Source organism: Paenarthrobacter sp. CAP02 (assembly GCF_040137855.1).
Lineage (GTDB): Bacteria > Actinomycetota > Actinomycetes > Actinomycetales > Micrococcaceae > Arthrobacter.
The window spans coordinates 519,486-532,464 of sequence record NZ_JBEEII010000002.1; the positions used below are offsets into that span (position 1 = coordinate 519,486).

Here is a 12,979-nt window from a genome sequence, read left to right on the forward strand (position 1 = left end):
CACGTTTCGGGGGAGACATTCATGGGGGCATGGATCGACCGACCGGTGGCCAGCCGGGAGGCTCTGGGTAGTTCGGATTTATTGGCCCGCGGCGGGGCCGTGGTCAGCTTCGTTTTCGTCGCGGCCGCATGGATCTACGCCGGGCCGGTCAGCGACGGGCCCGCTTGGCGAAGCCCCGCCACCACCGCTGTTGTGGTTGTCCTCGTCGCCTGCCTTGCTGCGATGCTCCGCACCGATGCGTGGCCCGTCCGGCTTGTCACCGTCCTGGCCCTGATCACTTTGTCCGAGCTTCTGACCGGGGTCACGTTCCGGCAGGACTCCGACTCCCTGCTCCTGGCACATTCGGTTCTTCTGGCTACAAGCTCTGTCCTGGTCCTGGCGTTACGGAACACGTGGCGCTCCGTTCTGTTTACCGCGTTCCTCGGTCTGTTGGTATTCGGGCACAGCTACGCTGTGTCCGTGATCCACCGCTTGGGCCCCACCACCGCGTTGACGGTCCTGGGCGCCTGGTTCGTCATGCTCGTCATCCGCCATTCAGCACCAAAGGCAGTGGCCATCCACTGCGATGACCAGGCGATCCGGCAGGAATCCGCCACGGCCCAGGCCCAGGCACGGGATGCGGCCGACGCCGCCATGGCCCAGGCCAGGCTCCTCCACGACACGACCCTGAGGACGCTGACAGTGCTCGCCCGCGGCGGGGCCGGGGCCGATCCTGACGAGTTACGTGCCCTGCTGGCCTCCGCCACGCACGACGCCGGCGGGCCGGTTGCCGGGCCAACCCCACCTAACGCCGCAGTCGCCCCAGCAGTGCGGGGCGACGGCGGGCCGCGCACCCAGGCGGGGATGGCCGTCGTCGAACCTTCCGGGGTTCCCGAACTGGCCGAGGTGCTGAGGGACCGGGCCGCCCGCCAAAGCGGCAAGCTTTTCACGGTCGAGGTCTATGGCGAGGCTGGCGCGTTGCCGGAGAACCTGCAGAGCGCTCTCGTTGACGCGGCAGAAGAGTGCATGGTCAACGCTGCCCGGCATGCCGGCACCGACCACGTCGATGTCCTCGTCTCCCGGTCCGGTTCATCGGTGTCGGTACTGATCAGCGACGCGGGCTCCGGCTTCAACGCAGAAGCCGTGCCGGCGGAGCGTTTCGGCCTACGGCAGTCGGTGCTGCAGCGCATGAACGACGTCGGCGGACATGCCAGGGTGTTGTCCGCCGCCGGCCGCGGCACCACCGTGGTCCTGGACGTGGACGCACCATGAAACGCGGACCCGGCATGAAGGCGGAACATCCGTACATTTCGGGCAAAGCCGGTCCTTTGTTCCTGTCCCGCAGCATCCTCTTGGCCGGGACTCTGACCGTTTGGTCGATCTCCTTTATCACCTCCGCCAACTCCCTGGACGGAAGCAACCGGGACATCATGAGACTAGGCGCACAAGCCTTCGACCTGCTGGGATTCACTCTTGCGATGTTCGCTTCGGATCCAAAGACCAGGGCATCGCGTTTGCCCTGGCTGCGCTTAGGCTGGCTCGGCACGTCCATCGCCTCCGGTCTTGCCACGGCGAGTACGGTCACCGCGGACTCCGGCTACGCCGCGTTGGCGTTCAACGTCCTCATGGGGGCGGCCCTGGTTTTTCTGTTGAGCATGCGATGGGACCTGATGGGTTTCCTGTTCCTGGTGGGAGTCAACGCGGTCCTCAGCGCCGTCTATTACGCTACGACGCCCCGTTTTGGGTCCGGTGAAGGGCTCCTCATCTTCTTTATCACCCTCATTCCGGGCCTTCTGGGAGCCTTGGCGGTCATCGGTATCCAAAGCCGGATGGAACTGGCCGTGTCCCGGCAAGGCGACGCATTACCAGCTCCGCAGGAACCACGCGCTGATCCGATCGGCGACTCGCCGTCCGATCTGTTCTCGCCGTCCGATCTGCTGGCACAGACGCACCACCAAATCCAGGAGCTGTTCGCCAAGGTGGCCAGGAACCAACAGCTTGCCCTGGATCCAACAGTGGCCGAAGAAGCGCAGGCTTTGGCCTCACAACTCAGGGGGCAGTTGATGCTGCTGCAATCGGGCACGTGGCTCGTCGCCGCGTTGCGCCTGGCCCGGATGGAATCCACGGTGGCTGTGGCGGCCCAGCCGGACCTTGCGGAGCGCATCCCCCACGCGCAGCGTTCGGCGGTCCTGGCAGTGACCATGCTCCTGGCTACCCCGGTCGGGGGCGCGGATGGCGGTGGCACCCCGGCAGCGGGCGCGGACGGCGCTGGCAAGCTCCAGGTCTTTCTTGAACCCGACATGGAAGACCGCATCCTCATCACGTGGAGGGTGCGCAACCTCAATCCCAGCCGCTGCACCCCGGCTCTGTGGAGCGAATTGGAAACCCTGGGAGACACCCGAGTCCAAAGGGATCCTGGCGGTGCCAGCATCCTTGTCCACATGAAAGCGCCCCGGCTGTGGTGACGCGGGTACTGGTGGTGGACCGCCACCAAATGATGATCGACACACTGGATGCCTGGCTTCGTTGCAACGCGCCGGACTTGATGATCAAGGCAAGTTCCACCGCCCTTCTGCCCAGCGAGCAGGGCAGTGGCTGGGCCGCGGAAGAGATCGAGGTTGCTGTGCTGGGCACCTTGGACAGCCAGGAGGACCTGCTACCGGCCGTGCGCCATTTGGTACGGGCGGGCCTTCGCGTCGTCGTCCTTGCCACTGTGCTGGACGGATGGGACGCGGGGGCGGCCTGTACCGCTGGGGCCCTTGGGTATGTCCCAAAGGCCGCGGGGCCCCAGCATATAGAGCACGCCATCCGTGCCGTGGCCGCCGGGAAGCTTTATGTGCCCCCGGAAGTCGCGGCGGTCATGGTGGACACGGCACCGGAACGGATCAAGCTGTCGCTTCGTGAACAACGCCTCGCCGAACTTTACCTGGGCAGCGACGCCTTGCCTGTGCGTGGGGTGGCTGATGCCATGGGCATCAGCGAACAAACCGTCAAGGCCCACCTGCATCGGATCAGGCAGCGGTATGCGGCCGCCGGGATCAGGCTCAGCAACGTGATCAGCCTGCGGAATCAGCTAAGCGCTGACGGCTGGATCACGTAATCCGGGCGTGGCCTGGGAAGCCGTTTGCTGCTGTCCCCGCTCCGGCCCGGATGCGAGGATGCTGATCAGTGCAACCAGCAACGGGACACACAAAGCCGCGTGGAAACCTGAGAGCAGTAGCTGCCGATAGATCTCGGGCTGCCCGGACCACAGCACCACCACCCAGAACTGCAGCCACCCTGCCACGACCACCACCACCGCCAGGCGTCCTACGGCGGCCTTCTTGCGGAAGGCCACGGCGAGTCCAAGGAGCAGCGTCAGCAGCTGCATTGCCACCAAAGCAACGGGCGCCGCCTTCAGTGCCGTCAACAGGCCCAAGACAACCGGGAAGCGGTGGTCCTTCGCGAACGGCTCGTGGCCCTGTCCCTCCATGAACGAACCGACGTAGCCCAGTTCAGGCGTCAGCATGGCGGTAATCCCGCGTTCGCCCATCCCAATCAGCCGTTCAGGGTGGGTGAGGTAGAAAGCTGCAAGTTTGCCGGCGCCCATCTCTTCCTGGAACTCGTGGAATTTCGGGTTCAAGGCAGCCGACCTCGACGACGCCACGGTAGTGCCACTCGCGGCAACAAATCCCGGATCAAGGCCCAACCACTTCAGGTCCTCCTCCGGGGTGGGGCTGTGGGGCAGCAGTTCAGCGAAGACCGCGTTGTAGATGTTCAGGTCTGCGGTGCGCTTCGGTTGCACCGCCATGAAGGCCACGGTGAAGGCTGCAATGGCCATGATCGCCAACAGCGGCATCGCGAACCGACGCCATCGGCTTCCTTCCGGCGCGCGGCGGCCTGAACGCCGCGTGCTCCCCTGCGGCAACCACAACAATGCCAACGCCAGCACAGGCAGCCACGACACCATCTCGGGTTTGGCCGCGATGGTGAATACGCCGGCACCGACCACCGGCAGGATGGTCACCCACCGGCTCCGGGCACCGTTCCAGTAGTTCAACAGGGCCACCAACAACCCCAGCGTTCCCAGGAAAGCCGCGGGTTCGGGGTAGGGAGAGATGAAAAAATCAGCAAAAACGCCGTCGGCCATCACCACGGTCACCAAGGCGGCGATGAGGACCCGGAAGCTGGCACGGCCCGGGAGCACAGCAACCAGCGCGGCGATCAACAGGCCGAAAACCAGGCAGCAGACGATGCCCGCTGCGCGCATATCCAGACCGCCACCCCAACCAAAGAGCGGGGTAAGCAGCTTCCCCAACCACAGGAAGGCAAGCTGGGACGAGTACACCGGCTCACCGGATCCGGCGGCACCGCACGCCTCACCCACCAGCGGGTGGGGTGTCCAGCTGGGGTAGATGAACCGCGTGAAATCTGCGTAGTCCCAGGGCCGGACGTTGCTTACGCCCAGGGAACAGACCAGGCCATTGCCATCTCCTTGGTCGGCCACCCCCACCGGACCCGGCACAAACAGCCGCACCAGCATCGCAATGGCGGACACCAGCCCAGCAACGAGGGCAGGGGTACGGACTCCCCCCAGGGTCAATTCTCCAGGACCGAACGTCCGCGCGAGGAACCTACCTGCCAGACGCAGGGCACCCTGCCGTGGTCCCCCGCCGGACCGCACGGGAACAGGAGCGAACTCCCCAGCGTCCTCGGTCGTGGCTGATTTCCCAACCGTCGTCTCAACCATTCGCTGCCTCCGCACTCACAGAGCCGGCAACGGGTGCAAGGGTCCCGGTCCAGCGTTCCGGACCCGCTGACTGCCGCGGTGCCACGCCGCAACGGACAGCCCGCGCACCGCCGTCGACGCGCACTATCGGCCGAACTTCCACATCTGCGGGGAGAACATCCACGTTCAGGAAATCGAGCACAAAGGGAAGGCAGCGTTCCTGCTGCGCCGCCAAAGGCACCAGCGAAGCGTCCTGCCCGAACCAAGCACTGACATCCTCGGTAGTGTGCGGCTCGGAACAGGGGGTGTCAGTACCTTCGGAACCCAGCACGCCGTCTGTGATTTCCTGGGTGTAGCAAAGCCGGATCGGGGCGGATTCCGGCCCAGCCAGGGCGTCCTTGAGATCGGCCTTGGTCTCCCTGGGCGCCAGGTCAGCGGTGGTGGTCAGGACGTCGCAGCGGACGGTCCGGCTCCCGGCCGACCAGGCAGCGCGGGTGGGATAGTACCCGGTGATGGCCATCCCGGTGGTGGCGTCGCGCTCGGCGCCGCCAAGGTACCGGCGCAGTTCCGTGGCCGGGCATAAACGGGCAGTGAGGTTCTGGAGTTGCTCGTGGAGCGGACGCTCCGCTTGTCCGGACAGCGGCTGAGGCACCGTAGCCACCAGGAATGTCTGGGTGGTGTGCGGCTCGGAACAGGCAACCGCCGGACCCGTATGGCTGCTGGCACCATACTCTTCCGGTGTGGAAATGAGGTAGCACTGGCCCACGCGGACTGCGTTGTCCCCGGAGACCGCACCAACCTCCGCATCGGTAGCGGGACCAGCACCGCAGCCGGTCACGATCAAAGCCACAGCGATGGCGAGCGCCGGGAGCACGGGCGGCAGTTCATGACGCACGCCGGCCCCTCCTCTTGGCAACGGAGCGGTCCTTGCGGACGACGGCGGCGCGCACCAGGACGATGATGGCGGCCACGAAGCCGAAAATCACCACGAACGAACCCAGGAAGTGGTGCATGAGGTCAAAGCCCTGCTGTCCCCAGCTCTGTTGGGCTGCGGCAATCATGAAATACCGGGTTGCGTTGCTCAGGCAGACGATAGCCAGGGCGATCAGGGCGGCAGGCATGAGCCGCGACACAGGAATCCGCCCCATCAGGAACAGGACCCCCGCCAACGCGGCGATAGGTGTGAGGAGGACCGCGCTGGAGCACAGTCCGGTGACCATGAGGGCGTAGGGCTGGCCTGCCCCCACGTTGTGGAAGATGATGTCGTCCACGCTGTAGGACGCCCCGCCCAGGATCCCATCGAAAACCGCAGCCATCAGCCATGCTTCCGCTGCCCTGATGTGGTCCTGCTGCAGCATGGCCACCGTGGCGGCGGCCAGGAACAGCAACCCGAGCACGCCTCCGCCGCGGGCCTTCTGCACGGGGATGGCCCGCGGCCCCCGGGGAACGTTGATGTCGCTGAGGTTGGCGCTCGCAGCCACTAGGCTTCCTTCGCTAGTAGTTTGACGTCGGCTTCATGGTTGCGGCGTGTTTTCGCCCACCCTTGGCGGCCGGTGATGAGGCGGTACGTGGCCCTCAGCACGGTGACGTAGTTCTGGTACATGTAAAGCCAATAGCCAAGGCCCCACGCGATACCCGTCATGAAGTTCTTCTCCGGAGCGACGTGCCGCCTGTACACGAGCCCCCAGAGGGCGAAAGGCAGGACGCCCGTCGCGATGATCAAGGGAATGATGAACCACGCGGCCGAGATCCACGCAACGAAGCTGCCCATGGTCAGGGCGCCCTGCGCCACCATGGTGACGAACAGCGTGGGCCAGAGCACCAGCCCGATGATCTGGATGAAGGGCTGAATGAGGAAGTAGCTGGATTCGATGGCGCCAACGTTACTGAAGTACGGCGACTCGAAGATCCGTTTCAGGTAGGTGCTGCACTGCATGCCGCCGTGGCACCAGCGCGTCCGTTGCGTCAGGAGCCGGCGCAGGTCCGGCAAAGCTTCCTGGGCAACATGCGTGTCGTGCATGTAGACCGTCTTGTAGCCGCCCAGCATGATGTGGATGGCCAGTTCGTAGTCCTCCAGCAATGCCCCATGCCACGGTTGGCCCGAGGTCCTGGCGATCGCGTCGAGAGCAGACAGCCGGGTGAATTGGCCGTTGCCACCCAGGCCGACCGTCAGCGTGTGCCGCCTCAGGGACTGCATGGCCGCGATGGTGGTCCTGAATTCCATGTCCTGCATCAGGACCAGGTAGCGGCCGAACGAGCGCTTGATCCGTTCCCGGCCTGCGCCGCCCTGACGATCGGGATCGTCCAGGTTGGACATCCAGACCGCTGTCTGTGCGGCACCTACTTCGGGGTCGCCGAACGCAAGCGGACCGGCCGCCTGCCGGAAGGCGTTGTCAGCAAGGTGGCCATCGGCGTCGACCACCAGGACGATCACCGAAGAACGGTCGACGCCGGCGGGCAGCCAGGAATCCAGGGTGCGGTATGCGGCGTTGAGGGCGTCGCCCTTGCCGGTGCGGGCGAGCGGACGCCGGCGGCGGACCAGGTGGATCATGTCGTCGTGGCGGGACGCCGCGCTGACGAGTTCCGCGGTCGCGTCGTCGCTGTCGTCGTCGACAACCCAGACGTGGGCTTGCGGGAATTGCGCCCTGAGCAGTTCAAGGGTCTTGCCGATCACCACTTCCTCGTCACGGCAAGGAATGAAGACGTGCCAGGAGAAGGTGCCGGGATCGCCTTCGGGATCAGGCTTTCGCCGCAGGAACGGGACCAGGATCACCAGGATGTACGACAGAAAAACCACCAGCAGCACAAAAGCCAATGCTTGGGCGGATTCGAGTACCGACATGTATTTCCGATGCTTAGGGCTTGGCCGATCGGCCGGGATGGGAGGTAAGGGTGGCGGGACGGCCCTTGCAGGAGCCGTCCCGCCGGTAGTGCTACGGGTTGGGGCCCGTATCCCGCTTCGCAGCCTTGAGCCTGCTGTTACGCAGGACCACGAAGCCGGTAATCAGCAGTGCGACACCCACCAGGATGACCCAGCCGAGGGTTGGGGCACCGGTAGCAGCGAGGGCGGTGCCCCCGGCTGCCGTGCCGCCTGCAGTCCAGTTATGGCCGTACATAAGGCGTTCTCCTTTCGCTGGTGCTTGATGCGCTCACGGCGATCAGGCAGCAGCTACCGCAGTCTGGCGGCGCGAGCGAACGAACAGCCAGGTGAGCAGTGCCAGGAGTGCCACGCCACCGCTGATGGCCATGGTGTCGGTGTTGACCAGCGGGATGGCCGCCGCGTCCAGGTTCGGACCAACTGTGGCGCTGGCGAGGTTTACAGTGGCGATGGAGCCACCGGCAACACCGACCTGCAAGGCGCGCTGGGTGAAGGCGCCCGAGGGTGCTGTTTCCTGGATGTTGACCTTGGCCGAAACCAAGGCCGTCAACGCGTCGCCCAACGGAGTAACCAGACTGGTGCTCAGGCCACCTACCAACCCGTTGACTGCCGTTTCCAGGGTGGTGACTGCCAGCAAGGCAGTGGTCTTGGCGACGTTCGGCAATCCAAGCGGCGGAAGAGTGTCGGGCAGTGCCTGAACAGCCGCGCGGGTGCTGGACAAGGTAGTTGCCAGGATGCTCTGGATCTTGGTGGACACTGCCGCGGGCAGGAAGGAGACCAGATCGGTACCGGCCGGCAGCGAGTTCAGGTCTGCGACACCCGCCGCGGCCAACAGGTCAGCCTCGGTGATCTGGATGACGCCGCTGGCGAGCGGGTTGGTGATGGGCAGGCCAACAGCGGACAAAGCCACGTTGGCGGTGTTCAGCAACGGAGTGAGTGCTGTGGAGACGCCCCCCACCAGCGTGCCGCCAACGTTGGCCGAAACGCCCGCGACGGCGTAGGCGCCCTGCGGTGCAGCGCCCTGGTCCTTCTTGGCTGCTGCGGCAAGGGTGGAGATGTCCAAAGTGAGGTCCACCAGGTTGGTGCCACCGAGGATGGCGGCAGTTCCGGCTGTGATGCGGGCTGCCGGGATGGCCGGGTCACCGGAGGTCGGAAGGCCCGCAGGAAGCGTGACCAGTCCCGGAGCACCACTGACGGTGCCGGAGAAAGCTTCCGAGGAGCCATCGTTGACGGCCTTGCCGTACTGGCTGACCGCACCAACCTGGATGATGCCGTTGTTCTGCAGCAGCGGAATGTTGCCCGCACCGACGTTGACGACGCCGAAGACGGCGCTGAGGTCCAGCGGGTCGGTGGCTTCGATGACCGCAGGACCGGTAGGCGGAGTGCCTACCTGCTGGGCGGTTGCGGCGCCGTTGGCGGCAAGGTTGGCGAAGTTCGGGATGGCCAGGACGGAACCATCGATGATCTGTCCACTGCCGAGCGAAATCACGTCAGTGGGTGCTGCATTTGCCGCGGGTGCGGCGACGAGGCCGATGGCCAAAGCCGAGACGGCAGTAACGCCGACGGCTGTGGGCCACAGCTTGCTCTTGCTGTTCAAGTACTTCCCCCTTGCGAACGCTGCAGGACAGGGCTGTTCTGCAGCTGAGACCGTGGGGGCAGTCGCCCCCCGGGTGCAAAGTAACAAGGGCAAACGGTGGCGGTTCGCAGGGGTACCCGAAGGGGTTAACGCCCTATAGGGCTCCTAGGCAAACTGGGGAACTGAGGTGAGGGCCGCGCTTAAGTCGCGGACCGCCGTCGGGCCTCCCGCGACGAACCAGTTCATTCCGTTAACCTTCACGACGGCGGTGTCCCCGCCGGCCGCACGGACGATCGCCTTGCCGGGGAGCCAGTCCCATTCCGGGCAGCTGTGCTGGAACCAGCATCCGAGTTCGCCATCCGCGACACGGCCGAGATCGCACGAACCGGAACCGAACATGCGCAGGGACGCGGCGGTGATGGCGGCGGCGTGCCAGGGCATGGCCGTGCGGGGGTCTGCCAGCCAGGTGGGGTGGATGTAGGTTGCCGCGCAGATCTCGCCGACAAGGCGGTCCCCGGAACCGGAAATCGGCTCCCCGTTCAGGGTTGCCGGGTGTTCCTGGCCACCCACCCAGAGCTTGTCCAGTTCCGGCTGGAAGATGGCGCCCAACAGGACCTCGGGATCCACGGAGGTTTCGTCCGAGTCGCGCTTCAACGCAATCGCCGAGCACCAGTAGGTGGAGCCGTGCAGGAAGTTGTACGTTCCGTCCACGGGGTCGATCACCCAGGTGCGGCCGCTGGTGCCGGCCACTGACGCGCCTTCCTCGCCGAGGATGCCGTCATCCGGGCGGCAGCGCCGCAACTGTTCCAGGACGTAGGCCTCGGCCGCGTGGTCTGCTGCCGTGACGACGTCGGACACCGACGTCTTCCGTTCGCCCTGCAGGCCGCCCATCCGCATGAGCAGCGCCAGTTGGCCTGCTTCGCGGACCAGGGCGCTGGCCAGTTGGTAATCGTCGAGTGCGGGATCGAGTTCAGTTGCGGTGTGCCTGCCGGTGGTCATGGGTCCAGCTTATGTGGCGGGATAATGAATGACATGGCCAAGACACCAGCGCAGCGCATCAGGAAGCACGGAGCAAAGGCGGCGGTCCCGGACCACTCCTTGCCGCCAGTGATCAACACCACCACCCAGCGCACCCCGCAGAAGGCCCAGAGCAACTCCAAGCTCATTGTGATCGCAGGCGTCGTGGCCAGCCTGTTCCTGTTCTGGTACCTGCACCTGCTGACCCTGAACCAGATGACGCAGCTCTCCGGCGGCCTGGCGATGCCGGATTCGCTGATCGGCGGGTTCTCGCAGGACTACGTGTCGCAGCTTCGCGCCGCGATGGACGACTCCGCGCGGGGCCAGTTGAACTATGTCCACAAGACCGCCGGCACGCTGTTTCCGCTGATTTTCGGCTTCAGCTGGCTGTTGCTGATCGGTACCAACGTGGCCCGCAAGTCCTGGCGCTGGGCCATGTGGGCCGCTCCGCTGCTGTTCGCGGTGGCCCACCTGTGGTCGAACGTGGCCATCGATTCCGTGCTTGCCACCGAAACGCCCGACGCCGGTGCGGTGGCTTTGGCTTCCGCAGTGACGGTCGCGTCGTGGGTGCTTTTCCTGGTGAGCCTCGTCTGCGGCGTGGCTGCGGTGTTCCTCGGCCGAAAGAACGCCAAGCCCGCCTGACTCTCCGCACTCCAGCCCGCCCAGCGCACCACCTGTTCGCCGGCGGCGCAGCACTACCTGCCCAGCGCACCACGTGTTCGCCAGCGGCGCACCTCTACCCGCCCAGCGCACCAGGTGTTCACCAGAGGCGCACCACTACCCGCCACGCGCGCCACGGATGACGGGTGCGATCGGCGGAAAAGGGTGCGAAGCCTCGAGCCCAGGACACCCCACCCTGCGGCGCACCACTGCCCGCCCAGCGCACCACCTGTTCGCCAGCGGCGCACCACTACCCGCCACGCGCACCAGAAGCAACGGGTGCGATCAGCGGGAAAGGATGCGAGGCCCGGAGCCCAGCACACCTCGCGTCTTGAGCTCCCTTCGGTGCCGCCGCACGCGCTGGGCGATTACCAGGCCCGCCGCCGCCAACCCAATGGTGACGGGATAGCCCATCAGCCGCTCCAGGGTTCCGGGCTGGGGCACGTGCATACCGGTGATCCCGCCAACAATGAGCGCCCCCAGGCAGACCAGCCCGCAGGCGCCGAGGAACCAACTCACCGGGGTCTGCCGGAACCACAGGACGGCAAGCAGGAGCAGGGTGAACCCGCCACCGATGAAGAACATCAGTGCCCCCGCGAAATGCCACGGAGAACCCAGGTCCTCGGGTACCAGGCCGACAACCACCGTTCCCACTCCGGCCACCCCTGTCCAGGACCCGGACCGCGACCGATAACAGCCACGGGACAGTCAGCACGCGGACGGGAGCCGGGGTGTTCGGTGCGTCCCGGAATCGCCGGGCAGGCATGCCCGGACGCGCAGCGACGTACAGGAGCCCGGCAGTCAGGAACAGTGCACCAAGGATCAGCCCCAGGCCTTGAACCACAAAGGATGCGTTCATCAGCAGATGCAACGGCGAGCACACCGCCCTGTCCGCGTAGACACCGCAGGACACCGCCCCGAGGTCGCTGATGTACCCGGTTGCCCTGCTGTAGGGCTCCGGACCAGCCCAGGCCTGGATCACCGCGGCCTCCGCCACGAAGTACTGCACGACGCTCAGCTGCGCCCAGCCTCCAATGGTCGCGCGGACGCTTCGCACATCGGGTAGGAACGATCCGGCTGGAGCCGCCGTGGTCAGGTGCCCTTTCATGGTCGCCAGCCTAGCCGTGTTCAGGCACTGCCCCGGCAGCTTGTATGCTTGTAGTCGTGTCCGGGCCCTGAGCTCCAGCAATGGGTTTCATGCCATGGACGCAGGCCCTCGTAGCTCAGTGGATAGAGCACGGCTCTCCTAAAGCCGGTGTCGTTGGTTCGATTCCAATCGAGGGCACTTGAACCACCAGCAGCCCACCCCGGACCTGCGGGCCTACCTGGCCGGCAGCTGGCACGTGGAGCGGACCCTCCTGGACCGGGCCTCCGGCACCCGCGGTACCTTTACCGGCGTCGTGCGTTACACGGAGAACCCCGACGGCGGCCTGGACTACCGTGAAGACGGAACCATGCATTGGCCCACCCATTCGGGCGCGGCATTCCGCGAATACCTCCTGAAGCCTGGCACCTCGCCCGAGCGGATGGATGTCTTTTTCCCGGACGGCAGGCCCTTCCACACCATGAGCTTCTCCGAGCAGGGCCATGAGGACGAGCACTGGTGCGATCCCGACGACTACCGCGTCAGTTACAGCTACGAGGGGCCGGATTCGTTCAGTTTCGCCTGGGATGTCCACGGCCCCGCAAAGGACCTGCTGCTTGAATCACATGTAACGAGGCAAAAATGAACCTGATCATTGTCAGCGCCGTCTGCGTCTACAACGAAGACGGGCACCTCCTTACCGTCCGGAAGCGCGGAACGGACAAGTTCATGCACCCCGGCGGCAAGCCCGAGCCCGGCGAAACCGCGGCCCAGGCCGCTTCCCGCGAGCTGATGGAGGAAGTCGGCATCGACGTGCCGGCCGAAGAGCTCCAACCCATGGGCGCCTGGCTCGCTGCGGCCGCCAACGAGGCAGCGACCAACATCCAAGCCACCGTCTTCACGGCACCCGGAACCTGGCATGCCCACCCCTCAGCGGAGATCGCCGAGGTCCGCTGGCTGGACCTCCACGCCCCACTGCCCGGGGACCTTGCCCCGCTCCTGACCGACCATGTGCTCCCCGCCCTTGCCGCAGCCCAAGCAGGTCGCAGCTAAGCAGGTCGCAGCTAAGCAAGGCGC

The 12,979-nt window shown here is 65.8% G+C and carries 13 protein-coding genes, 1 tRNA gene and 1 pseudogene; 7 read left to right on the forward strand and 8 right to left on the reverse strand.

Going from position 1 to position 12,979, the window contains the following annotated elements:
• The first annotated feature begins 21 nt into the window (after positions 1-21).
• The 3 genes from ABHM97_RS05235 to ABHM97_RS05245 are packed head-to-tail and all read left to right on the forward strand — an operon-like array spanning position 22 to position 3,079.
• The gene (locus ABHM97_RS05235) at positions 22-1,251 is read left to right on the forward strand and encodes a sensor histidine kinase (RefSeq protein WP_349469859.1); all 1,230 of its coding nucleotides are present in this window, start codon (positions 22-24) and stop codon (positions 1,249-1,251) included.
• On the forward strand, positions 1,248-2,444 hold the full coding sequence (locus ABHM97_RS05240) for a hypothetical protein (RefSeq protein WP_349469860.1): 1,197 nt from the start codon (positions 1,248-1,250) through the stop codon (positions 2,442-2,444). The genes ABHM97_RS05235 and ABHM97_RS05240 overlap by 4 nt, the downstream gene beginning before the upstream one ends.
• Positions 2,438-3,079, forward strand: a complete 642-nt coding sequence (locus ABHM97_RS05245) for a response regulator transcription factor (RefSeq protein WP_349469861.1) — start codon at positions 2,438-2,440, stop codon at positions 3,077-3,079. Before ABHM97_RS05240 ends, ABHM97_RS05245 begins: the two co-directional genes overlap by 7 nt.
• Here ABHM97_RS05245 and wsfD read toward each other — a convergent pair.
• The 7 genes from wsfD to ABHM97_RS05280 form a co-directional block, all read right to left on the reverse strand.
• Positions 3,053-4,708 (reverse strand): glycan biosynthesis hexose transferase WsfD, encoded by a 1,656-nt coding sequence (gene wsfD / locus ABHM97_RS05250; RefSeq protein WP_349469862.1) that lies wholly within the window; start codon positions 4,706-4,708, stop codon positions 3,053-3,055. The two genes, ABHM97_RS05245 and wsfD, sit on opposite strands and share 27 nt — an antisense overlap.
• Entirely contained in the window at positions 4,701-5,582 is an 882-nt protein-coding gene (locus ABHM97_RS05255; RefSeq protein ID WP_349469863.1) for a septum formation family protein, read from the reverse strand. The genes wsfD and ABHM97_RS05255 overlap by 8 nt, the downstream gene beginning before the upstream one ends.
• The gene (xrtS, locus tag ABHM97_RS05260) at positions 5,572-6,168 is read right to left on the reverse strand and encodes an exosortase S (RefSeq protein ID WP_349469864.1); all 597 of its coding nucleotides are present in this window, start codon (positions 6,166-6,168) and stop codon (positions 5,572-5,574) included. Before xrtS ends, ABHM97_RS05255 begins: the two co-directional genes overlap by 11 nt.
• Positions 6,168-7,529 (reverse strand): XrtP-associated glycosyltransferase, encoded by a 1,362-nt coding sequence (locus ABHM97_RS05265; protein ID WP_349469865.1) that lies wholly within the window; start codon positions 7,527-7,529, stop codon positions 6,168-6,170. Before ABHM97_RS05265 ends, xrtS begins: the two co-directional genes overlap by 1 nt.
• Positions 7,530-7,620: 91 nt before the next feature.
• Positions 7,621-7,803, reverse strand: a complete 183-nt coding sequence (locus tag ABHM97_RS05270) for a hypothetical protein (RefSeq protein WP_235518994.1) — start codon at positions 7,801-7,803, stop codon at positions 7,621-7,623.
• Between the two features lie 42 nt (positions 7,804-7,845).
• A complete protein-coding gene (locus ABHM97_RS05275; RefSeq protein WP_349469866.1) occupies positions 7,846-9,162 on the reverse strand; it encodes a PVV-CTERM domain-containing choice-of-anchor G protein in 1,317 nt (438 codons plus the stop codon).
• Between the two features lie 144 nt (positions 9,163-9,306).
• Positions 9,307-10,140, reverse strand: a complete 834-nt coding sequence (locus ABHM97_RS05280) for an inositol monophosphatase family protein (RefSeq protein WP_349469867.1) — start codon at positions 10,138-10,140, stop codon at positions 9,307-9,309.
• 33 nt (positions 10,141-10,173) lie between these two features.
• On the opposite strand from ABHM97_RS05280, the gene ABHM97_RS05285 reads away from it, so the two are divergent.
• Complete coding sequence (locus ABHM97_RS05285) at positions 10,174-10,800, forward strand: hypothetical protein (protein WP_349469868.1); 627 nt, start codon at positions 10,174-10,176, stop codon at positions 10,798-10,800.
• A 303-nt stretch (positions 10,801-11,103) separates the two neighbouring features.
• Here the strand turns inward: ABHM97_RS05285 and ABHM97_RS05290 are convergent.
• Positions 11,104-11,926, reverse strand: a pseudogene (locus tag ABHM97_RS05290) (DUF998 domain-containing protein).
• A 104-nt stretch (positions 11,927-12,030) separates the two neighbouring features.
• On the opposite strand from ABHM97_RS05290, the gene ABHM97_RS05295 reads away from it, so the two are divergent.
• From ABHM97_RS05295 to ABHM97_RS05305, 3 genes are all read left to right on the forward strand, one after another.
• Positions 12,031-12,103 (forward strand) — tRNA-Arg (locus ABHM97_RS05295).
• 1 nt (position 12,104) lies between these two features.
• The gene (locus ABHM97_RS05300; RefSeq protein WP_349469869.1) at positions 12,105-12,548 is read left to right on the forward strand and encodes a DUF6314 family protein; all 444 of its coding nucleotides are present in this window, start codon (positions 12,105-12,107) and stop codon (positions 12,546-12,548) included.
• Positions 12,545-12,955 (forward strand): NUDIX hydrolase, encoded by a 411-nt coding sequence (locus ABHM97_RS05305; protein WP_349469870.1) that lies wholly within the window; start codon positions 12,545-12,547, stop codon positions 12,953-12,955. Before ABHM97_RS05300 ends, ABHM97_RS05305 begins: the two co-directional genes overlap by 4 nt.
• Positions 12,956-12,979 lie beyond the last annotated feature (24 nt).